The sequence below is a fragment of the Thalassobium sp. R2A62 genome (assembly GCF_000161835.1).
In the GTDB taxonomy this organism is placed as follows: Bacteria; Pseudomonadota; Alphaproteobacteria; order Rhodobacterales; family Rhodobacteraceae; genus Thalassobium.
This window is the reverse complement of the sequence record NZ_GG697169.2, coordinates 211,079-231,634: the sequence shown is the minus strand read 5'-3', so window position 1 is coordinate 231,634 and position 20,556 is coordinate 211,079. Positions and strand designations below refer to the sequence as shown.

General features: G+C 52.5%; 18 protein-coding genes and 3 pseudogenes. 7 read left to right on the top strand and 14 right to left on the bottom strand.

The window, feature by feature from the left end; all coding sequences use genetic code 11:
* Window positions 1-195 precede the first annotated feature (195 nt).
* Window positions 196-681 carry a hypothetical protein gene (locus TR2A62_RS01170; protein WP_009160636.1) on the top strand — a complete coding sequence of 162 codons (486 nt, stop codon included), beginning with the start codon at window positions 196-198 and terminating at the stop codon, window positions 679-681.
* Here the strand turns inward: TR2A62_RS01170 and TR2A62_RS01165 are convergent.
* From TR2A62_RS01165 to TR2A62_RS01130, 8 genes and pseudogenes are all read right to left on the bottom strand, one after another.
* Window positions 644-1,525 (bottom strand): alpha/beta fold hydrolase, encoded by an 882-nt coding sequence (locus TR2A62_RS01165; RefSeq protein ID WP_009158027.1) that lies wholly within the window; start codon window positions 1,523-1,525, stop codon window positions 644-646. The two genes, TR2A62_RS01170 and TR2A62_RS01165, sit on opposite strands and share 38 nt — an antisense overlap.
* Window positions 1,522-2,571, bottom strand: coding sequence for a hypothetical protein (locus TR2A62_RS01160; protein WP_009159644.1), 1,050 nt, complete (start codon window positions 2,569-2,571; stop codon window positions 1,522-1,524). The genes TR2A62_RS01165 and TR2A62_RS01160 overlap by 4 nt, the downstream gene beginning before the upstream one ends.
* A gap of 2 nt (window positions 2,572-2,573) precedes the next feature.
* Entirely contained in the window at window positions 2,574-3,818 is a 1,245-nt protein-coding gene (locus tag TR2A62_RS01155) for a cytochrome P450 (RefSeq protein ID WP_009158652.1), read from the bottom strand.
* Window positions 3,802-4,578 carry an alpha/beta fold hydrolase gene (locus TR2A62_RS01150; RefSeq protein ID WP_040819996.1) on the bottom strand — a complete coding sequence of 259 codons (777 nt, stop codon included), beginning with the start codon at window positions 4,576-4,578 and terminating at the stop codon, window positions 3,802-3,804. Before TR2A62_RS01150 ends, TR2A62_RS01155 begins: the two co-directional genes overlap by 17 nt.
* On the bottom strand, window positions 4,565-5,452 hold the full coding sequence (locus TR2A62_RS01145; protein ID WP_009160075.1) for an Lpg1974 family pore-forming outer membrane protein: 888 nt from the start codon (window positions 5,450-5,452) through the stop codon (window positions 4,565-4,567). Before TR2A62_RS01145 ends, TR2A62_RS01150 begins: the two co-directional genes overlap by 14 nt.
* A gap of 221 nt (window positions 5,453-5,673) precedes the next feature.
* Window positions 5,674-6,363: pseudogene (locus tag TR2A62_RS01140) on the bottom strand (IS6 family transposase); the annotation flags it as partial.
* 74 nt (window positions 6,364-6,437) lie between these two features.
* Entirely contained in the window at window positions 6,438-7,082 is a 645-nt protein-coding gene (locus TR2A62_RS01135; protein WP_009159969.1) for a GntR family transcriptional regulator, read from the bottom strand.
* Window positions 7,083-7,085: 3 nt separating this feature from the next.
* Complete coding sequence (locus tag TR2A62_RS01130; RefSeq protein ID WP_009160313.1) at window positions 7,086-8,600, bottom strand: aldehyde dehydrogenase family protein; 1,515 nt, start codon at window positions 8,598-8,600, stop codon at window positions 7,086-7,088.
* 157 nt (window positions 8,601-8,757) lie between these two features.
* On the opposite strand from TR2A62_RS01130, the gene TR2A62_RS01125 reads away from it, so the two are divergent.
* The 3 genes from TR2A62_RS01125 to TR2A62_RS01115 are packed head-to-tail and all read left to right on the top strand — an operon-like array spanning window position 8,758 to window position 11,233.
* The gene (locus tag TR2A62_RS01125) at window positions 8,758-9,801 is read left to right on the top strand and encodes an alcohol dehydrogenase catalytic domain-containing protein (RefSeq protein WP_009157889.1); all 1,044 of its coding nucleotides are present in this window, start codon (window positions 8,758-8,760) and stop codon (window positions 9,799-9,801) included.
* Entirely contained in the window at window positions 9,792-10,574 is a 783-nt protein-coding gene (locus tag TR2A62_RS01120) for a short-chain dehydrogenase/reductase (RefSeq protein WP_009159495.1), read from the top strand. The genes TR2A62_RS01125 and TR2A62_RS01120 overlap by 10 nt, the downstream gene beginning before the upstream one ends.
* Window positions 10,575-10,609: 35 nt before the next feature.
* The gene (locus TR2A62_RS01115; RefSeq protein ID WP_223296053.1) at window positions 10,610-11,233 is read left to right on the top strand and encodes an aspartate/glutamate racemase family protein; all 624 of its coding nucleotides are present in this window, start codon (window positions 10,610-10,612) and stop codon (window positions 11,231-11,233) included.
* A gap of 654 nt (window positions 11,234-11,887) precedes the next feature.
* Here TR2A62_RS01115 and TR2A62_RS01110 read toward each other — a convergent pair.
* Both TR2A62_RS01110 and TR2A62_RS17935 read right to left on the bottom strand, forming a co-directional pair.
* A complete protein-coding gene (locus TR2A62_RS01110) occupies window positions 11,888-12,925 on the bottom strand; it encodes an NADP-dependent oxidoreductase (protein ID WP_009158276.1) in 1,038 nt (345 codons plus the stop codon).
* A gap of 116 nt (window positions 12,926-13,041) precedes the next feature.
* Window positions 13,042-13,378, bottom strand: a pseudogene (locus TR2A62_RS17935) (transposase); the annotation flags it as partial.
* A gap of 56 nt (window positions 13,379-13,434) precedes the next feature.
* Here TR2A62_RS17935 and TR2A62_RS18895 point away from each other — a divergent pair.
* Window positions 13,435-13,548: pseudogene (locus TR2A62_RS18895) on the top strand (DDE-type integrase/transposase/recombinase); the annotation flags it as partial.
* Between the two features lie 10 nt (window positions 13,549-13,558).
* Here the strand turns inward: TR2A62_RS18895 and TR2A62_RS18310 are convergent.
* From TR2A62_RS18310 to TR2A62_RS01090, 4 genes are all read right to left on the bottom strand, one after another.
* The gene (locus tag TR2A62_RS18310) at window positions 13,559-14,332 is read right to left on the bottom strand and encodes a 1-acyl-sn-glycerol-3-phosphate acyltransferase (protein WP_040819992.1); all 774 of its coding nucleotides are present in this window, start codon (window positions 14,330-14,332) and stop codon (window positions 13,559-13,561) included.
* A 42-nt stretch (window positions 14,333-14,374) separates the two neighbouring features.
* Window positions 14,375-14,596 (bottom strand): hypothetical protein, encoded by a 222-nt coding sequence (locus TR2A62_RS01100; RefSeq protein WP_009159690.1) that lies wholly within the window; start codon window positions 14,594-14,596, stop codon window positions 14,375-14,377.
* 138 nt (window positions 14,597-14,734) lie between these two features.
* Window positions 14,735-15,115: a hypothetical protein gene (locus tag TR2A62_RS01095; RefSeq protein ID WP_040819987.1), complete on the bottom strand. Its 381-nt coding sequence runs from the start codon at window positions 15,113-15,115 to the stop codon at window positions 14,735-14,737.
* A 240-nt stretch (window positions 15,116-15,355) separates the two neighbouring features.
* Window positions 15,356-17,467 carry an FG-GAP-like repeat-containing protein gene (locus tag TR2A62_RS01090; RefSeq protein ID WP_040819984.1) on the bottom strand — a complete coding sequence of 704 codons (2,112 nt, stop codon included), beginning with the start codon at window positions 17,465-17,467 and terminating at the stop codon, window positions 15,356-15,358.
* 1,053 nt (window positions 17,468-18,520) lie between these two features.
* Here TR2A62_RS01090 and TR2A62_RS17925 point away from each other — a divergent pair.
* Window positions 18,521-18,640 (top strand): helix-turn-helix domain-containing protein, encoded by a 120-nt coding sequence (locus tag TR2A62_RS17925; protein WP_369699513.1) that lies wholly within the window; start codon window positions 18,521-18,523, stop codon window positions 18,638-18,640.
* A 621-nt stretch (window positions 18,641-19,261) separates the two neighbouring features.
* On the top strand, window positions 19,262-20,146 hold the full coding sequence (locus tag TR2A62_RS01080; protein ID WP_009159384.1) for a Hint domain-containing protein: 885 nt from the start codon (window positions 19,262-19,264) through the stop codon (window positions 20,144-20,146).
* Window positions 20,147-20,556 lie beyond the last annotated feature (410 nt).

The window sequence follows — 20,556 nt, the reverse complement described above, 5'->3', positions numbered from 1 at the left end:
GGCTAAACTTGATCGGCTTCACAGCTGTCTATATGCGGTGTACCGTTTCAAATAGATAAAGATAGCGAAGTAGAGGACCGGAACCGTGCGTGTCGTAACGATTGTCTAATCCTCGAAAAGGAAGCGACTAAATAAACCACGACCGATTCAGATGACCCGGCCACACGTCACACTCAATATATTAGGATCACTTCAATGACCGGAAAAGGCCCGCAGGTAGACACCAAATCCAAGCCAAACATCACGCGGCTTTCGCGCAATCCATATTCACTGGGCTTGGCCGTGCGCTATCTGGCGGGGATCGATCCGTTCACCCAATTCGAGTTTGGCGGAACCGTGTCGTCCATCATGCATCAGATAAACGACGGCACGCATCTTATACTCGAGCAGAACGATCTCATCGTCGGCTATCTAGGATGGTTACGGACGTCCGTGGAGCTTGCCGAGGCCTGGAGCAACAAAGGAGCGCGCTTGCTCAAGGTTCACAACGGCGATGCGATCGTCGTGACGATCTTTCATGCCGAAAACCCGGCGTATATAATACGAATGATCCGGGCCGCTAAGCAGGTGGAACCAGATACGCCCGTCTATTGGAAGCGATTCTATTCGGACGATCGCCCGCCCGCGCCACGTGCAGTCAAACTCAATCGGGCATATCAGACGCAAGACAGCGGATCGTAAAATCTGTGATGCGATCTACATCAGCAGGTCGCGACAAGGATGGGGGATGTGCCTCTCCGGCACAGATATGTTCGGCAAGTTCGATTAACTGCGCACGGGCATTTTTTTGGTCTTCGTTCGATGCCAGATGGCTATATTCGCCAAGCAAGGCCAAAGTCGGAATTTTCGACGCCGCCAGCGCGTCGGTCATGTCGAAATGGGACGTCCTGCCAATCTTATCTGCGAGAGCCGGATCATACCGCATTCGAAAAACATCGCCGACGCGCATTATGGACGCGGACGTCAGATCGTTCAATTGGTCGACCGGTAAATGGTAAAGCATTCGCGTAGACGTCAGATAGATTTGCGCACTCGACAAAGTACGAAAAATCAAGACCGCTTCGTCTTTCAGAAAGTCCTCATGTGGATAGGACAAATCCAGCAACGAGCGTATGGGGGTATCGTTAAGGACCAGTCCAACGGGATGCTTTTTAAAGTACGGTGCCATCAGCCCTGTCACCACGCCACCCCACGACGTCCCGACCATAATGAACGGCCCCTTCACCAGGGCAAGAGCTTCGAACAAGACTAACTGCTGCAATCGCATCGTATACAGCGACGCATCTCCTAGGAAATCCGACGCGCCACGGCCGGGCATGTCGATCGCCATAGTTGCGACCCCGCGCTCCGCCAGTGCTTTTGCGAGTACCGCAAAATCCATAGCGTTTCCAGCAAATCCGTGCAGGCAGAACGCGGTGGCGACCGGTCGCTCTACCCGCCATTCATGGATTGCAACCTTTACGACCAGCTGACCGCTGACGACCCTCAGGTGATGCGTCGTGTCGGGTCGGATGGAGGAAGTCATACGGTTTGCCTTGTCTGGAGCAGGATTTCGTTGCCCGATCTGCAAGAGGCGGTCAATTCGGCGAGGTCATCCGCTGTCAAATCTTGAATTGTGGTATTCTGGGGCTGTACCATTGCCGTGGCCCGCGCCAACCAATCTGTCGGCGCGTCTACGCCCAGAACGCCGGTAAGGGCGCGCAGGACCCGGTCCGGATCCTCGCACAGCTCTTCGTAGTCAATCCTTGCAACAGAGCCGTGCAAGAGCTTCTGACCATTGCGAATGGCACTGGACCACGACAGGCCAAATGCGCGAATGGGGATTTTGATACCGTGGAACCGCGCGGGTGTGACCATTTCCGGCAGCATACCGCGCAGGGCGGGCGGCAAAGTCTGAGCGCCTTCGAGATGGCCGCTCAGATATGGGTCGTGGCCCAGCTTGTTCCGCAAAATAATCCGAATAATATAGTGGCGAAAGGCAGGGTGCTTGCTCATCGACAGAGCGGTCGCCAAACCGTCACGCAGAAGAACGACGGGCTTCAGATTTGGCATCAAGTTGAACACACGACTGACGTTTGCGAGGGAACCGCCGGAACGCTCTACGATGATCTTACCCGAACGGGTGCTGGACATTACCTTCAACACAGCCTCGATATGTTGCCCCGCCACCTCTCCCTCACGCTTCTGAACGGCGGCAATTATGGTATCGAACAGTGCGTCAGGATCGTCTGAAAGTCGTGGCAAAGCAGATAATAGCGGAAACGGCAAGGCGTCCGTTGGCCCGTAACGCACACCCTGCTTGGCAAACGGGTAGCGGTTTTCGTCAATGCTTATACCAAGGTGCGCCAGCAGATTTTGGGTGGGCAGCCCCGATCTCAGGATATGGCAAAAATCAGGTGCGTCGATCGGTTGGTCGCGGTGATGTATCCCGCTGGTCCAGAGGCCCAGAAAAAATTCCGAAACGCTCACGACATCGGGGTGTTCATCCAGCATGTCGCTGATCAGAGTAGAGCCGGATCGCCCCGCGCTGAATATGACATGGACAGGGGGCAGCTGTGACGGGTTCTCCATCGCTATACGGCCTCGATGCTTACGCCAGCGAAAGATGCGGGACGCATTGCAAGCGCATATTCAAAGTCGACATCTGGCACTTTAGTCGAAAAGCGCCATTTGCGAAGGATCGCCGTCATGGCCGACATCATTTCCAGTTCGGCAAGACGTTTGCCACCGCATACCCGAGGACCGGACAGAAACGGGCGATAGGCTTTCGGGGTGGAGGCCGATGGCGCAAATTCGGGCCGCGCGGCGTGAAACTGGTTCGGATTCGACCATGCGTTGGGATTTTTGTGAAGGCCAATGATCGACAGGATGATTTGCTGGCCGGCCGGATAGGACACGCCGTTTCCGTCGTAGGCCTGCTTCGTTTCCCGCACGACAAACGGAATGGGTGGTATGCAGCGCATGACCTCGAACATGAAGCTCCTTAACAGCGGCGTATCCGCTTCACCTAAGCGAGCCTCGGTCCGCAGTTGATTCTGCAAAGTTCGGTTCTGCCCCATCAGTCGGACGGCCCAGCATAAGGTCGCGACGGTCGTTTCGGTCCCCGCGAATGCGTTCTGCATCAAATCCGTAATAGCTGGATGCCATTCTTCGGGGTGGGTGCCGCCGATGGCCTCCCGCACGAAATCACGACTGAGCGGATCGTCCATGAAGATCGCGTTGAAGCGTTGATCCAGCCAATTTGCGCGTTTCGCCAGAACCTCCGGTTCTCTGACCCCACTCCACGAGAAATATTGCAGCATTTTGGCGTGTATCCTGACCTGTGGAAACAAGTCCACGATTTGGTTGATATCCGGCGAGATACCCAATGCGTCGACAAACACCGACATCGCAGCGTTCGAAAGTAATGGTTCGACAGAGTCCATATCCCCGGGATCGAAAGCCTCTACAGCGCGATCATAATGGGCGGCAATATTGGCTCTTTCGGTCTTCCTACTTGCCTTGTTGTAGGAAGGTTGGGTTCGGTTCCTGAATAATTCCCATTGTTCGCCGTTGAGATTGAAGCGACTTTTGCCCAACGCCGCCACCAGAGCAAAATTCTTTTGGAAAATGGCCGGATTACGCATCATGTATTCAGCAAGGTGGGGATCCTCGACGACGGCCAAGGTTCCAAGATCTTTTGGTCGCTGATCGAACGGTTGCGTCGTCCGTGCCATCAGTTTCAAAACGAGATTGTTCAGGGTCCACTGTGCTTGAACCTCGACCGAAGGATCGGAGAACGGTTGCAGTCCATCGTGACATTCAGTGACCTGTGGCATTCCAGAACTCTTCGAGAAAGGTGTTTACGGTTTCTGGGTTCGTTAGATGCGGAAAATGGCTATCACTATCCAGAAACATGGTTTTCACCGGCCCTGCGACCAGCTCCGCAGATCGTTCCATCGTGTGCGGCCCCAAAACAAAATCGTCACGGCCAGCAATTAGCGCAATAGGCACATCTATACCGACGGGATCAGTCGAAATCGATCTTTGGCCACCTGAAACTATGTCGGAGTAGAGTGTCGAAATCCGGGTGAAATCAGTGTCTTTCAGATGTGCGGCGATTTGATCGCTTCCTCTCTCGCCACTTTGAACGAACGGCGAAACATAGGACGTGGGATCACGCAACAAATTGTCGATATAGCCCGTGCGTGTTTTGTAGTCGGGTGACCCGGTAAATTCTAGGTAGGCCTGTGGATGCGGGCACGACAGGATGCTCATGCTCGCCAAATTGCGGTTGGTTTCACCTTGCGACAACTTCCAAAGGACGAGAGCGCCGATATCGTGGCCAACAACGTGGGTCGGTTTCGCCATATGTTCATCAAGAATGGTGCGACAGTACGCGACGACGTTGTGAAAATTCAAAGTCCATTCGGGGATATGCGCAAGCCACGGCATCGGAACCGACAGGAAATCGCGGTCCGTATCGTGTGCGAGAAAATCCCAGTCAGTTGGATGGCCCGGGAAACCGTGCAAACAGATGACCCGAGCCTTTTTATCGACGGGATCGCCCAACCTAACGCCTTCTTCAGAAGTTAACATCCATCCCGATATATGCTGATGTCAGGCCGGACCGCACGGTAGAGATAGCATCATCGCCCTCGTATGTCACATGCTCCATCGAAGTCATATCGCGTCGGACACCGAACCGGACAGCGGTCGCATCACTTACCGCATATTTGATACCGACATATGCGCCAGCTGTCAGAAGCTCGCCGTCCTGACTGACCGATGACCGCATGGAAGAGAATTCATCGTCTTCGAAGGCGTTCAGGCCTTTGCTATGGGTATACTGCCCCGCGAGATAATTTACGTCAGCACCGCCGACAATCGTAAAACGCCCATCAGACGATATGGGCGCAGATTCCGCGTCTAACGTCATGCGTGGACCGATACCCTGAAACTCGGATTCGGTTTCGGCGTCAATAGAGTTCAGACCCTTGTTAGTCGTCTCGCTAAAGCTTAAGGAGCTGCTTGAGTTTGCGTTCGCATACGCCAGACCAAGACCGAAGCGCGCCTCTGAAGAGCCCAGCCTGAACGTCTGACCGACGGTAAATCCAGCCTGCGTACGATTTCCGCCATCGTTATTTAGCGAGAAGCTATCACCACCGTCTTCTACGAGAAAAACGTTAGCTTCAAAATCGGTTTGCGACACCGACAGCGCCCAGTCCCATGTGGTATCGAACGAACCACTGAGGCCGACAGACCCTGCGAACGCCCTGTCTGAATCGAATTCGTCAAAGCCATCAGCGCCAAACTTTTCGGAATAAAGCTCATTGCTGAAATCACCGCTTCCAGCGCCGAAATCTACGCTGAACGTGAGTTCGCCAACGTCCTGAGCCGTTGCCGGCGAAACACCTGCGCCCAACGCACCCAGTGCGGCGGTCGACGGAATGATGATTAGACTGCGATTCATAATCTTTACACTTTCTCAATAAGCGGCGGGCTATACACCCGATACCACTGCCAGTAGATGACGCTACGTAAATTATTTGTTGGCAACGTCGGAAGTTTTTGCGGTGTAGCTTCACGGCAACGCGCAGAGGCGTCCGCTAGAAAATGGGGCTGCCCGGGAGCTGCCAAACTAATTCGAACTCGTCTTGGCCAGAACAGTGACGCTACGATTGGGGCGGAGGGATCGCGCCACTCGGCAAAAGCAACAGTGCGGTTGAGCTTAAAGTGATGTCTGCTGTAGAGGCTGCGCGTAGTTGAAGTGATTATGAAGCGGAGAATGGACGGATGCGAATTTCTGCAGACATCACATTTGTCTAAAGTGAAGCATGGCCCTTACACGTCGTCGAAACGGCAGATGGGCATTTTCAACACGATTGTTCGACCATTGGCCAATTCCCTGCCTTTCCGCGTTGCCAATGACTTTCATAGCAGCACCGTATGATCTCAGTGTGTCGATCACGCTGATCTCTGGTTGGCCGTAGCGTTTCATTGATTTTCAAAGGGATTTCAATGCCGCTTTGCGATCCCGGCAGTTGGTCACGTAGCTTTCAAGCACCTCGCCCTCATGATCAACGGCGCGCCACAAGTAATGCGTTTCACCGCTGATCTTAACAACAACCTCATCGAAGTGACACGGACAGTTCGATGAGGGTCGCATCCGGCTGACAATGTTTTTGCAGATCTCAGATGCGAAAAATGGGCCAAATCTGTCCCACCAGAACCGAACCGTTCCATGACTAATCTCAATGCCACGCTCATGCAGCAGGTCTTCAACGTTGCACAGAGACAAGGAAATCGAACATACATCATTACTGCCTAGCGGACAATCTCAGGGCTGGTGTTGATGTAGCGAAATGGGGAGCGTTTTGTCATCCGGAGACGCTACGAAACCACCCTGCCCGACGCAACCAATTTTGCTCTGACAAGACCAGCGCGACAGGTGCTAACTAAGGGTCTTCGAGCTCCTCCAAGAGGCCGATAATCTCTTCACCTTGCAGGTTGACGTGATGGCACATTACGATTCGAGCGGCTCTTGCGTCGCCTTTTTCGATAAGAGAAATAACCTCTGCGTGTTCTACCACCGATTTTTTCATATAGCCGGGCACGCGCGTCAGGTGATGCCGGTACGGAAATGTAATGGGGCGGGCAGTGCTTAGTTGTTCTTGAAGCAGCTGGTTGTGTGAGCCTTCAATCACTGCATTATGAAACGCCATATTTGCTGCGTTGAATGCCTCTGGTGTGCTGGCCACACGGCACTCTTTATTCGACTGCTTAGCAATACATAACTGGTCTGGCGTCATGCGTCTCGCAGCCAAACGGGCGGCGATGCCTTCAAGTTCTGACACAACAAGAAACGCGTCAAGGATTGCCGAAACGTCTGGTTTTGCGACCTCAATTCCACTGCGCCCATAATCGTTTAACAGCCCAATAGAGGCGAGTTGGCGGATGGCCTCGCGGACGGGTGTGCGGGAGACATTGAACTCCTCAGCCAGACCACGTTCGTCCAGGCGGGCGCCCGGTGGGCGAATACCCTCGATGATCTCAAACTTGAGCTTTTCGACAATGATGTCAGCCTTGCGAGATGCAGCCATGAATCACCCGTACCGTGTTGAACCAGCGAACCAGTCATCGTGGCCCGGGGCGGTCCGCACAACAACGGATTTCTTGGTCATATAGGCCTTCAATGCGTCCCATCCGTTTTCTTTGCCAAAGCCGCTATCGCGCAGGCCACCCCAAACCGAGCGCGGGTCGTTGCGGTGATGATCGTTAAGCCAGACAACACCGCCCCTCACGCCAAGTGACAGGCGATGCGCACGCGCAATGTCACGTGACCAGATCGAAACGCCAAGCCCAAATGTGCCAGTATTGGCCAGCGCCAACGCCTCTTCCTCGTCTTTATACGGGGTTATCGAAATCACCGGGCCAAAGACCTCTTCAAGGAACAATTCCTGATCTGGCGACACGTCTTTGAAAACGGTTGGGCGCACGTAAAACCCTTTGTCAAAGGGTGCTTTTAGATCTGGATCGGAGTGACCCGCGATCTGAACCGCGCCATCTGCCTTGGCCCGGGCGATCATACTTGCACAGCGGTCTTGACTGGTTTTTGAAATCACTGGTCCCATTTGGGTCTCGTCCGCCATTGGATCGCCTATTGTGATAGCGTCGGCGCGCGCGGCAAGACCTTTTGTGAAACGATCGTAAATGGAATCATGAACAATAAAACGCGCGCCAGAAACGCAGGTCTGCCCGGAGGCGACGAAAGCTGCAAACAAAGTCCCCGCAATTGCGGCCTCAAGATCTGCATCTTCACAAACGACAATTGGGGTTTTCCCTCCAAGCTCCATCGTGGTGCGGATCAGGCGTTGGCCGGCCTGCGCCGCCACTTTGCGCCCTGTGGCCGTGCCGCCGGTCAAGTCGATATAATGAATGTCCTCTGCGCCGCACAGCGCGGCCCCCGTCTGTGGACCGCCCGTGACTACGTTCACTGCACCATCAGGCAAACCAGCCTCCGTAGCGAGAGCTGCAAGCACTATGGGAGAGCACGGCGCAAGCTCGGACGGTTTGATCACACAGGTATTCCCCGCAGCCAAGGCTGCAGCCATTTTCTTGACCAAAATCAGGATCGGATGGTTCCAGGGGGTCAGCAATGCCACCGGACCAAGGGGTTCGTAGTGGGTCATCGTGACGTAGCCACCTTTGACCAAGTTACTTTCGCCTTCCAGCCCCATGGCGATACCTGCGAAGTATTCAATCCACTCAGGGATACGGGCCATTTGCGCACGCATCTCCCTGATGGAGCGCCCTGTCACGGTCGTTTCCAGCAACGCCAGTTTCGGGATGTTTTGCTCAATAATAACAGCAAATCTGCGCAAGTGACGGGCGCGATCAATCGGGTCCAACTGAGACCATTCGTCAAATCCGGCCCGCGCAGCACTTACCCCCCGCGCAACGTCGCTTACATTGGCGCACGGGACAGTTGTAAAGACCTCTGCCGTGGCCGGATTGTAAACTTCTATAATGTCGTCACTGGCTGGAGACCGAAAGGTGCCGCCATAGAACAGGCCCTTGTTCACACCGGGCTTCAGGTATTCATCAACGATGTTCGTCATCTTCGCCCCTATTCTTTGGTATACCAAAATATGACGATCAGCAGCTTAAACATCAACAAATTTCTCGAATATTAACAGATAAGTACATGTTATATGTGCACTTGACAAATTTCATCCCCCACATTTTGGTATACCAAACAAATTGAAGGATGCAACTATGCCTATCCCATCAACGATGAAAGCCGCTGTCTTGCGAGAATACCATCAACCTCTCGCGTTGGCTGAAGTATCCACACCACAGCCAAAAGATGACGAGGCACTCGTGCGCATCGAAGCCAGCGGCTTATGTTTTACCGATGTCCACATCTGGAAAGGGGAACATGCCCCGCCCATATTGCCATTGATCATGGGGCATGAGGGCGTGGGCCGCGTTGTTGCACTAGGGCCAAATGCCAAACGGCTAAAGATCGGGGACCGCGTTGGCATCGGTTATTTGTATAGCGCGTGTGGGCACTGTCGCGATTGTTTAACAGGGGGCGAAAATTATTGCCCCGATTTTGATGCAACAGGGTTTTCGACTCAAGGGTGTTTTGCCGAATATGTCTGCCTACGAGATCAATGGGCCAACATTATCCCCGATGGAATTGACCCTGTTGAGGCCGCCCCCTTGATGTGCGCGGGAGCCGCGGCCTTTGCGTCGATCAAGAAAACCGAATTGCAGGCAGGGGACACGGTTGCAATTTTTGGCATGGGTGGGCTTGGCCAATACGCTGTGCAGATCGCCAAGCTGATGGGGCTGCGCGTGATTGCTGTTGATATCTCTGCCGACAAGCTGGCCACAGCCAAACAATTGGGCGCAGATAAAGCAGTTGTGGCTGATGAAAAGGCCGCAGAAAACATCATCGCGTTGGGCGGCGCGCACGGGTGCGTAAATTTTGCACCCGTCATCGCAACATGGCCCATCATGCTTGACGCCTGCAACCCACGCGCGCGGATCGTTTTGACAGGGGTGCCCGCCAAAGAGATGTCGTTTTACACCTATCAGGTGGTTGAACGCGGCCTCAGCGTGGTTGGCAGCTCTGCCTCTAACCGGCAGGAGATGAACGAGCTTTTAGCGTTGGCGGCCAGCGGCAACGTCAAGGGCGTCATCAATGCGGTTCCGTTTGATGATATCAACGACGCGCTCACGTCATTAATTGAAGGGCGCGTAGAGGGGCGTACCGTTCTGGCCATGACTGCAAGAGACAGCTTATGGACCTGAAACTAGACGGCAAAACGGCGTTGATCACCGGGGCATCCATGGGTATTGGCGAACATATTGCCGAAACCCTTGCGGCTGAGGGGGTGCACTTGCATCTCACAGCGCGCAGCGCGGATAAGCTTAAGGCTTTGAAGGCGCGCATCGCTGAGATATCTGATGTGTCGGTCACGCTTCACCCATTGGATTTAACTACAGACGGGGCCGCTGATCAGCTTGCCAATGCGACTAAGGGGATCGACATTCTGGTCAACAACGCAGGCGCAATTCCCAGTGGGGATTTGTGGGATGTTGACGAAGCCGCTTGGCGCAAAGGGTTTGACCTCAAGGTGTTTGGTTACATCAATATGTGTCGGCTGTTTTATAAGAAGATGAAGAAGGCAGGCGGCGGCGTCATTATCAACATCATTGGCAATGGCGGTGAAGTTCTGGATCGGGATTATATTGCGGGCGCGTCTGGCAATATTAGCCTGATGGGGTTCACGCGCGCGCTTGGTGGCTATGCTTTGGATGACAATATGCGTGTTGTTGGGATAAATCCGGGGCCCGTGAATACAGACCGCATCTTTAATATGTTGAAGAAATGGGCCGAAAAGGATTTGGGCGACGCAGACAGGTATCAAGAACTCGCTGACGGTTATCCGCTGGGCCGCCCCGCACATTGCCACGAAATCTCGGACCTTGTGGCGTTTTTGGCTTCTTACCGCGCGGGCTATACAACTGGAACCATTTTTACGGTAGATGGTGGCATCTCTGCGCGCACGTCAATTATATGAGGCGGTTTGGGCTGCTTATTCCGTCCTCAAACGTGGTGCTTGAACCTCTGATCAAACAGGCTTGGGTTGGTTCAACAATCCATGTTTCTCGGCTTGGCGTTCTGGATGTAAAGCTTAACGCGGCATCGCGCGCGCAATTTGAACAAGAAACGCAGCTCACTGCCGCCAAACTTCTGTGCGACGCAAAAGTCGAAGCTGTTGTTTGGGGCGGGACATCAGCGAGTTGGCTTGGGCTAGACCATGACATCCATTTTGTTGATTTGATGCAGCAGAAAACGGGCGTGCCGACGGGCAGCTGCGTGTTGGAGATTAACCGACAACTTCGCGCGCTAGGCGCAAAACGATTGGGAATTGTCACGCCCTATACCTTGGACGTGGCCGCGCAAATCAATCGCAACTACGAAGCCATGGGGTTCCAGATAGCTACATCAGTCAATGATGGCGGCGATCTAAGCAATGATTTTGCCGGCATCCCCCAAGACACCATCGCACGGATGATCCGAACCGCAGCCGCTGCGGGTCCCGATGCAATCATCATCATGTGTACCAACGTTGCCGGAGCAGCTTTGGCGCAGAGCATGTCTAACGAGGTGGGCTGTCCAATCATTGATAGTGCGGCGGCAACTTTGGCAGCGTTTGAGCAATTCTTATCTCGCTAAGCCCACCAACGCATATGTGCAACGATAACACGGAAAAATCATGCCTGAGTTAACGTCTAAAAACGGGGCCATGAAATTACCAGCTAGGGGGTACTGAAGGGCGAATGCGAACTCGTCTCTACCAGGACAGGGACGCTGCGAATTATTCCGCGCAGAGATTGTCCCAATCGGTGAGAGCGGCGCTTCTGTTAAGTTTGAAATTGTCTCGTGAGTAAAGGTGGCGTTCCTCCTTGAAATGTTTAAGGATCGAGGCCTCGACAAAAACTTTGCAAGGTTAGCGTTCATCATCGAAATAGCAGGTGTAAGTTCTTCTCTCGGTTATCTACCCACGCTTATACCCAACACTGAAGTTATGGTCCGTGTCACAGGCATCACCTGAACAGCACTCGAAGATGTTCGACTTACAAACAGCACACTTCTCATGCCTATAGAAGACTACTACTCAAGGGCGACTGGCATCTGGGGCATCGTTGCTTGTGTGCGTTGGCTGGGTGAAGGGGATTGTCCACGGGTGCGATAACTTAAAAAGGGATAACATCATTGTCCAAAGTGTCGCTGCCTTCAAAACAGCCATATACAGGCCCCTATCCAGGTATGAATTTCAAATGTGTTGCCAGGCCGACTGGTAGCTCGGCGCTGAACCCGACCCAATGATCAGGTGTTGCCAACCTTGACGACCATCTTTCCAAAGCTCTTGCCAACAAGGAGGTCGCTGAACGCAGATGGCGCATTTTCAAGCCCTTCCACAACCTGCTCCTTGTATTGAACTTTGCCCTCTTTCAGCCAACCCGTCATGTCCTCAACAAATTCCTTGTAGGTCTCGGGACCGAAACTATCGAAAATGATAAAGCCCTGTACCTTCACTTTCATGCGCAGGATTGTCCCCATGATAGCCGGGGCCATATCGGGCCCATCCGGCAGGCCGGTAAGATTGTACCAGGCGACGACGCCGCAGACCGGCATGCGGGCAAACGGATTAAGCAGAGGCAGAACACCATATAGAACCTTGCCGCCGACATTTTCAAAATAGACATCAATGCCATCGGGACATGCTGTCGCCAGTTGCCGGGCATAGTCGTCGGCTTTGTGATCAATGCACGCATCAAAGCCGAGGTTATCAACGACGTGGTCGCATTTTTCCGCACCGCCTGCAATGCCCACTACACGGCAACCTTTGATCTTAGCAATCTGGCCAACAGTGGCGCCAACCGGGCCAGAAGCCGCAGCGACCACGACGGTCTCCCCGGGTTTCGGCTCGCCTATTTTCAGTAGACCCGCATAGGCCGTGTATCCCGGCATTCCCAATATGCCCAAAGACCAGGAAGGGTTTTGCGGGTTCTTGCCCAGGTTTATAACCATTGACCCGTCCGAGATCGCATAATCCTGCCAGCCGCTACCTGCCAGGACGTAATCACCCGGCTGATACTCTTCGATATTGCAAGTGACGACCTCCGCGACGACTTGACCGGTCATTTCTTCACCGATTTTCACGGGCTCGGCATAGGACTTCGCATCATTCATCCGGCCACGCATGTAGGGATCCAGCGACAGATATTCGGTCCGCAGTAGCATTTCGCCTGCGCCTACAACGGGCACGTCTGACGTCTCAAGACGCAGAGTATCTGCATCCGGGGCGCCAACAGGGCGCTGGGCAAGGACGATCCGACGGTTTGTGCCAGCGGTTTGTGTCATTGAAGTCTCTTTTTCAAGATGAATGGTTGAGATGCAGGCGGACGTCGACGTTGCCCTGCGAGGGCCTTTGTTGCACAAATCTGCCTGAGGTCGATCTCCCCTTACCCCAGACGGATTTAGCCTTCCGCGACGGTACTTGATAGGCCAAGCTCTGTGAAGGGGTTTAGGATCGCAGCGCGGATTTAGATCTCCGCAACCAGGCGATCAAAGTCGCGCGCCGAGAGGCGCTGACCGAGTAATTTCACACAATGCATCTTGGTCTCGACGTGGCTTCTGCAGTGGTATCCGCCCACCTGTCGCCAGAGTTCGCGGCCTAGATACTTTGAGGCTCTCACCGCTTCGTTGCGTGCTCAGGCCCCCTCGGGTGTCGTGCTTCCACAATTTGGCATTCTCGCGCGGCAGTATGACTGCATGGACATCTCGTGCAGCAATCGCATCGTGACATTTGCGTGTGCCGCCGAAATCGTCTCCAGCAGATGTGGTCGTATTCAACCTAGCGATGGCATTGGGACGAGGCTTTTATGAAGATCAACGGCGAGCAGCGTTTTCTCTGGCGTGCCGTTGATCATGAACGGGAGATCCTGGAAAGTTTCATCACGAAGATAAGAGATCGCAAGATAGCATTGACCGGTTTCAATCATCCTGAGAAGCGGCTTCGCAATGGTCCAAGTCGGAATACATATCTGCAATACATCTCTGTAACTCGTCGGCAAAGGCCCGGGCGTCGTCCTCGGTCATGCCTGATGTTGAGATTGGTTCACCGAATTTGATACGGATAGTACCGGGACGGGCGCGTATTGATCCTAGCGGCATGGTTTGGTGGCCCCCGTGAATGGCAATTGGAATAACGGGCACACCCGCGCGTATGGCGATCAGACCCGCCCCTATTTTGAAACGATGGACGCCGTTGATACCTGAAAGGCGGCCTTCACCACCCCAGGATACGCGTTCACCATCGTCGATCCTTTCGATCATCTTGGCGATCAAGGCGTTCGTATTGGCCCGGTTTCCTCGCTGAACCAGTTCAAAACCTACACGCGGGAGCGCAGCGTGAGTGAATGGGAAAAACCCGTACAGATTAGCTGCAGCTGCGCGGTCCACGTGGTCGAGCACCGCTACGACGTAAGCCATCACGTCGGGAAAAGACGATTCGTTGTAGCATAATACACATCCCCTCCCTCGCATTGGCTGCGGGCCTTCTATTTCCACCGCAATGCTGCAGGTATCTAGAAACCGCTGGCAGTGGCGAACCAGCATCTCACGCCCATCACTTTTAGATCTGGCAAAATAGGCGATACGGGCATTGACTAAAGGAAGACCGAAGATCCAGTTTGCGCAGGCCAATATGCCGCGAGCGGTTTCGATCAGTGCCCTCATGAAGAGGAGTATTGAACCGAATGCCTTCATCTGCAAGCCCAGCTTGAGATATGATCAGAAAACTTGTTGTTTTCAGACGCCCTTGAGACGCTGACCATACAGAATCTTGTCATTCTTTTGATTGCGCCGAACCATTTTTCTTATCAACTTGCCCCTCTTTGGTATATCGCGAGCAGCAGCAGGTAAAAACCCTTTTTTAGCTATTTTTGAGAACAACGTTTGGATTTCGAAATATGCTTCGGCAGACAGCACTTTCATTGCCTCTGGCCCAGCCAATAAACTTTCGGATGGCATCCCGTTTGACCAGACTATCTCGTGCTCAGCAAACAATATTTGCCAATACTCTACAGCATCAGGGTTACGGTCTATTGTCTCAATGTCTGACGTCAGACACTTAAATCAGTGACGAAATCTCTTGCAAATTTATCAATATTACTCATCGGGGAGAAGAGCGCATTGCGCTAGTTGGCGACGCTCATTCTCTATAAGAAGACTAATTCTAGCGTCGAGCTGCCTTAGCTTAGCTTCTTCTCGCTCCATATCTATCGCAACTGGAGTTTCCTGAGTGCGGGATGCATTAATTGTGCATGTATAGTAATTTAAAAATTCGTCCTGACATTGCCCTTGATACGAGTAAGGAACCTGTTGCGTATGGACGGCATAGCCTCTTTCAAGGTTTTCTGCTATGTGCTCTCTTTCGCTCATAGCCAACCGTTGTGGTGCTTTGGCGTCTAAAACGCACTGCTCTCTTGGCGATAGGCAACCTGACAGCATTATGACTGCAGCAAGGCCAGATACGGTCAGTTTGTTCATAGCAATACCGTTATGTTATGAATGGTAGAAGGAGTATGTAACGAATTTCTATAGTGATTTAAAGGAATTTTAATTCTGACTTTGCTAATGACTGGGGCTGGAAGTTTATCAATGCCAAGTTATCACTGCTCTAACAACAACAGAGCATGTCTGACGTCAGCGCATGCTGGTGTCATGCCGCCTTTTGAGTTCGCAGCCCTGAGGCCATAAAAGCAATCCGTACCACATACTACTGAAGGCCTAGTCTAACCGCTCAAGGGTCACCTGCATCAAATCTCCTTCTTCCCAAGTTGTGCGGATCGCAGGAGCGTTCAGATCACCTTCAAAGCGGGTTGGATAAGCGCGTCCCGGGTCAAACAAATCAAGATCACCGGAGATGATCACCTCACCAGACGGACGATATCTCAATGAAAGCCCCTGCCGCAACGCGGGTGAAGGCTGAAAGCCCGCTCGTCCTTCAAAGCGTCCAATGCCTTTCTCTAATGTAATGAACTCAATGCCTTGCTGCTCCAGCATATTGCCCTGATTGACATTCCCAATGGACCATGTCGCGCGATAGTTTCCAGCAAACCTGTCCTCCACCAACGACCAATCCACTGGTGCCACCGGTGCAATCAAGCGGATTTCAACATTGCCATTGCTTTGGTCGATTCCCACGATATCTGTCAGGCCGTCGCCATTGAAGTCCCCAACCACCAGATCATCCAGACCGATCAAGGCCGACATATCGCGCACAGTATGATCAATCGGCAAATACCCGGCGTCTCCCTCGTTGATAAAGACAAATGGAAATGCCCGGTTCTTGCGATTTTGCGTCCAATCGGCATGAGCACCATCGGTCTGCAACACCAAATCGTCTCGCCCGTCGCCATTCACATCGCCCAGATGAAAGTTGTGAATATAAGGGCTCGTCCCATCGACCTGATACCGCCTGTTGCTGGTCTGATTGGGAAACAATTTCGCGGTTTGATCCTCAAAACAATCGCCGCGATTGATATAGGCCTTAAAACCAGAGCTCAGCCATAGACCGGAGGTCGAGAAATATTGCCCCTCCAAGATATCCAAACGTCCGTCCCCGTTGATATCCAAAAGCTCGATATTTGAATTACCCGTCAGGATTTTCTTAGGATCGTGACTGGCACCAGCAGTGCGCCGCGTTGGGGCGCGTGCAACGATCTCGCGACCGGCCTCATCACTCAACCAGATCGTTCCCAGCTTCAGCTCCAGATTATCCCGAAAATCGAAATCACCATCGCCATAGACGATGCGGAGCGTACCAATCTCGTTGTTCTCCGACGGCGTGCGTTTGTTGTTATTGGTCACCACAACAACAAAATCGGCAAAGCCATCACCGTTCAGATCTCCCGCATCCATGTCTGAACTCAGATAATAGCTGATTTCGCGTGAGTATTCGTGCGGCCCGAGCGTAAAGCGCCCTTCACCACGGTTTTGTAGCGGCACCGTGCGTTCGCGCTCTCCTTCGCTGAGCGGCAAAATATCTATCAAACCATCATTATCAAGGTCCGCCGCTGTTCCACCATGGTTCCAATCATTGCGCCGCACCTCAGGCAGGGCGACCGTGCGAAAGGACTGACCCGCTTCATTGATCAGCAAAACATCTGCCTCGCCACGCGGAATCTTTCGTCCATTCGTGCTGTGACCATTCTCAACCCAGCGATTGCCTGGATCGCCAGTCGTAAAACCCACAAAATCAAGCCAACCGTCATTGTTTACATCGACCACTTCAGCATTGCGAATATGACGGCGCTTGGCATCAGATCCATCATAGTTCAGCGTTTGAAATATTCCCGACGGATCGCCCATCAAAACCAAAGGCTGCACAGCAGTTTCAAAGTAATCCAAAATGAGATCATCGATCCCGTCTTGATTAAAATCCGCGACCCCTTTGATCTCGGGCGAGGGAGGTCCACCTATCCCCAGCCCAATTTCTCCAAAGGTAAATGAGCCATAGTTCGGAATATCGGTACGTATAACGCGATGCTGGCTTAGATCGAGGCTCTCAGAATACAGCTCATGCAAAGGCGCGCCATAGTCCTGAGCGTCTAGACAGGTTCCATAGGATGCCGGCACGCCGCGCCGTGTGGACACCGCGGCAAGCAACTCAGCAATATCGGCATTCTCAATCGTGCCATCGAAACGCCCGCCCTGGTCTTTATAAAAAACATCAAAAGCAGCCCGCGTTTTCTTGCCGGCCTGCCCATCAACCGTACCTGCATTGTACCCCAGCTCATTGAGATAAAACTGTGCGAGCTTGGCATGGTTGCGCGCGTCATAGGCCTGACCCGGCAGCGCCATCGAACTCATTATAACGGCGAAAAAAATAGCACGCATGGTGTCTTCCAGTTAATGCGCGCCCAGCGATAAGGCGGGCGCCTTCAAAATTACGTTAAAACAAAGGAACTGTTCACGTGTCTGTCATCAATCAACGGCAGGCTGTCTGGTCACATCCAGCTCTTCGCACGAATTCCCAATACGCACCTCATCATAATACATAACATGGGTCGGAACCGGTCCCTCCCATTCATGCAGACCCGCACGGTGTAGCCTAGACGAAGCTGTGGGACAGTTCCGTTGTTACTGTAGCTTGTCTCTGAGCGCTTCGTAAGGGGTTTGGGGTGCTGACAGATGAGCAGGTCAGTGACGGGATACAGCTGTTTCGTCAGCCTTTTTTTTTGCGAGCTGTAGCTTCCGACTTTTCGCGTGATTTCCACACTTTCCGCATTACTCGCTTTGATTCTTCTTTCGATAAAACGTGAAAGCCGGGAGCATGCGCCGACTTCTTTTTGTTGGGTTAGTTACTACCAGGGATTGAGCGCTTACGATTAAAACGCTCCAAGATTAACTGAAATCATTTTTTTTATTCTTTAGGTAGCGATGAATAACTAAAATAACGAAAAGCAGAAGCGCTGATGGTATTAGAAATATTGGGAGCAATACCACGTAGTAAACTGTAAATATGCCTGCCCCAGCTACACCAGAATTAATTTCGCTAAGAAAAATTAGTAAAAAACCAGTAATGTAAACAAGCAAAGCTAAAAAGAGACAAAGGCATAAATCTCCAAGATAGCTTTTGGGAGAGAATATTTTTTTAAAAATTTTTCTCATAATATTCCGCTTCCAGAGCAAATTGTACCTTTGATTTTAAATCATAGCCCAACTTCGCCTGTGTGGCTACCACCTGTGGAGAAGTCTATCGACAACTCGACACAACCCTCCGAAGAGATCGCCGAAACAGCACTGGCAGACACGCAGAAGGCTCTCTTTGAAACACGGGCCGCCCTCCTGTCTGCCGAGGCCCGTCTTGCGGAGCAAGATAAAATACTCGCGTTGTTCAATTCCTCAAATCTGTCCCAAAGGCGCTGACGTCAGACAGCTAAGGATTCTATCGATCGTGATGTCATCAGCAACATGATCACCGCTGGATCATCTCTTACATCGATAGCTAAGTCTCTGGGCATCTCTCGGCAGAGTGTCCACCGTATCAAAGCAGAGCTAGGGTTGTGATCTAGGCGATTAGGGTCCCCCCAGATTATCACCAAAGATTTTGGCCTGATCGGGTTTGCCCCTCGCAATCCAAGAGGAAGATTTAACTCTAAAGTCTCAATTTGATCTAACGGTAAAGTAACGCCGTACTTCATACGATGTTTTTTAATTCCCTGTTGGACATCTAAACTTTGTGGCTGGGCCTTCGGGTCTGGCCTTTTTCTTTTGGACGTGTCCGCAAATCGTGTTGGCTGGACGATGAACACAAAGCAACCATTCGCGTGTTGGTCACCTCATTAGTGATTTCCACGCCGTCATCTCACGCATTTTTTATTCAATGAAAACAGTCGCTTGGAAGGTGATAGTTTAGGGCGCGTAACAGGCCCAAATACATCCAATTGGATACTTAACCTATTCGAAGGAGTCGTGGCTTAGGGCGGGAGTGCTGTTTTATTCTCTGACCAAGAGCAAAAAGCACAAGCTAAAGCATGAGGCAACGAAATGACCACTCCCAGAGACCTCCCCATAATCAGTTTGGCAGATTTTGGAGCTAGCGGTTACGAGCAAGTTCAGAATAAAACCATAACCTTATCAAATAGCGCCCAAACAATTAACGCCAGTATCTTAGATGCCGACGATGCTATGCAAGACGAACCTGGCGGTAGTGGTCCGAACGATCCAGACGGGGCGCAGCCACTAGAAGCACCAATCACTGTCGGTGGTGTGACCTATAATGCGGGGACCAATCTTTGGAACCTTGGCGAAGCGACGATCACCAATACGACCACTGGCGAAACTGGCAAACTTTTGATGATTGGGACGTCCTTTAATACTACCACCATCTTTGGCGTGGCTAGCACAATTACAATGATCCCTGGCCAGTCCTACACAGTCAGTTCGGTGGCTTTTAGTGTCAACGACTATGAGTGGACTGAACTCGAACCTGTCGTCTGCTTCACCCGTGGCACCCTGATCAAGACCGATCAAGGCGAGCGTCCGATTGAAGAGCTTGCTGCTGGCGACATGGTGCTGACAATGGACCACGGCTATCAGCCTACACGCTGGATCGGGTCGTCCAAACGAGCGGCCACAGGCGATCTTGCCCCCATTTTGATCCGCAAGGGTGCTCTCGGGAATGACCGTGATCTACGCGTCAGCCCACAGCACCGTATGCTCCTGCAAGGCTGGCAGGCAGAGATGCTCTTTGGCGAACTTGAAGTGCTGGCAACAGCCAAGTCTCTGCTGAATGACCAGACAATCCTGCGTGACGAAGGGGGTGAGGTGGAGTATTTCCACATGCTGTTTGATACCCACGAGATTATCTACGCTGAAGGCTGCCCTTCTGAGAGCTTCCACCCGGGCAAACAGGGCTGGACAGCCTTGGATCAAGCCACACGGGATGAGATCCTCACGCTCTTCCCACAGCTTGCTGACGGCAACTTCAACGACTACGGCCCCGCCGCCCGCATGAGCCTCAAGCACAAAGAGGGCAAGCTCCTTGGGTCCTATATGGCTGGGAGCGTTTAGCGCTTGATCTAAGTCAAGTCACGGCTTGTCAGAGTTTTGGCCCGAGGACCGCGTAAGCCAAGAGTGTGGCTTAGGTCATCTGGTTGGTTCGAGTAGCTGTTGGCCCATACCAAGATGACAACCGTCCCAGCCAAGTGCATCTCGCAGTCATACCATTGGCACTACTGGTCGAGACTTACGTTAACCTGACGTCTTAAGGCGCAACCCATGAACACAGAGCTATCTGCGGTATCTGACAAACGGATGGACATCACGTGCAGTGCCTGTGGCCATAAGTTCAGTTACAAGGTTGATGATTTAGTCCTCGCAACCAGTGACGACACCACCACCCATGAGGTGCGTCAGAGGGCCGTGTGCAGGGGTTGTGGAGTTAGGGGTAATAACATCTATGTCATCACTTAGATGAGCCT

Coding starts and splice junctions, on each gene's coding strand:
- TR2A62_RS01150 (WP_040819996.1), bottom strand. CDS start 4,578: ATGTTAACTTCTGAAGAAGGCGTTAGGTTGGGCGATCCCGTCGATAAA.
- TR2A62_RS01125 (WP_009157889.1), top strand. CDS start 8,758: ATGCCTATCCCATCAACGATGAAAGCCGCTGTCTTGCGAGAATACCAT.
- TR2A62_RS01165 (WP_009158027.1), bottom strand. CDS start 1,525: ATGACTTCCTCCATCCGACCCGACACGACGCATCACCTGAGGGTCGTC.
- TR2A62_RS01120 (WP_009159495.1), top strand. CDS start 9,792: ATGGACCTGAAACTAGACGGCAAAACGGCGTTGATCACCGGGGCATCC.
- TR2A62_RS01080 (WP_009159384.1), top strand. CDS start 19,262: ATGCAAGACGAACCTGGCGGTAGTGGTCCGAACGATCCAGACGGGGCG.
- TR2A62_RS01170 (WP_009160636.1), top strand. CDS start 196: ATGACCGGAAAAGGCCCGCAGGTAGACACCAAATCCAAGCCAAACATC.
- TR2A62_RS01160 (WP_009159644.1), bottom strand. CDS start 2,571: ATGGAGAACCCGTCACAGCTGCCCCCTGTCCATGTCATATTCAGCGCG.
- TR2A62_RS01100 (WP_009159690.1), bottom strand. CDS start 14,596: ATGCCATCCGAAAGTTTATTGGCTGGGCCAGAGGCAATGAAAGTGCTG.
- TR2A62_RS18310 (WP_040819992.1), bottom strand. CDS start 14,332: ATGAAGGCATTCGGTTCAATACTCCTCTTCATGAGGGCACTGATCGAA.
- TR2A62_RS01110 (WP_009158276.1), bottom strand. CDS start 12,925: ATGACACAAACCGCTGGCACAAACCGTCGGATCGTCCTTGCCCAGCGC.
- TR2A62_RS01095 (WP_040819987.1), bottom strand. CDS start 15,115: ATGAACAAACTGACCGTATCTGGCCTTGCTGCAGTCATAATGCTGTCA.
- TR2A62_RS01130 (WP_009160313.1), bottom strand. CDS start 8,600: ATGACGAACATCGTTGATGAATACCTGAAGCCCGGTGTGAACAAGGGC.
- TR2A62_RS01135 (WP_009159969.1), bottom strand. CDS start 7,082: ATGGCTGCATCTCGCAAGGCTGACATCATTGTCGAAAAGCTCAAGTTT.
- TR2A62_RS01145 (WP_009160075.1), bottom strand. CDS start 5,452: ATGAATCGCAGTCTAATCATCATTCCGTCGACCGCCGCACTGGGTGCG.
- TR2A62_RS01155 (WP_009158652.1), bottom strand. CDS start 3,818: ATGCCACAGGTCACTGAATGTCACGATGGACTGCAACCGTTCTCCGAT.
- TR2A62_RS01090 (WP_040819984.1), bottom strand. CDS start 17,467: ATGCGTGCTATTTTTTTCGCCGTTATAATGAGTTCGATGGCGCTGCCG.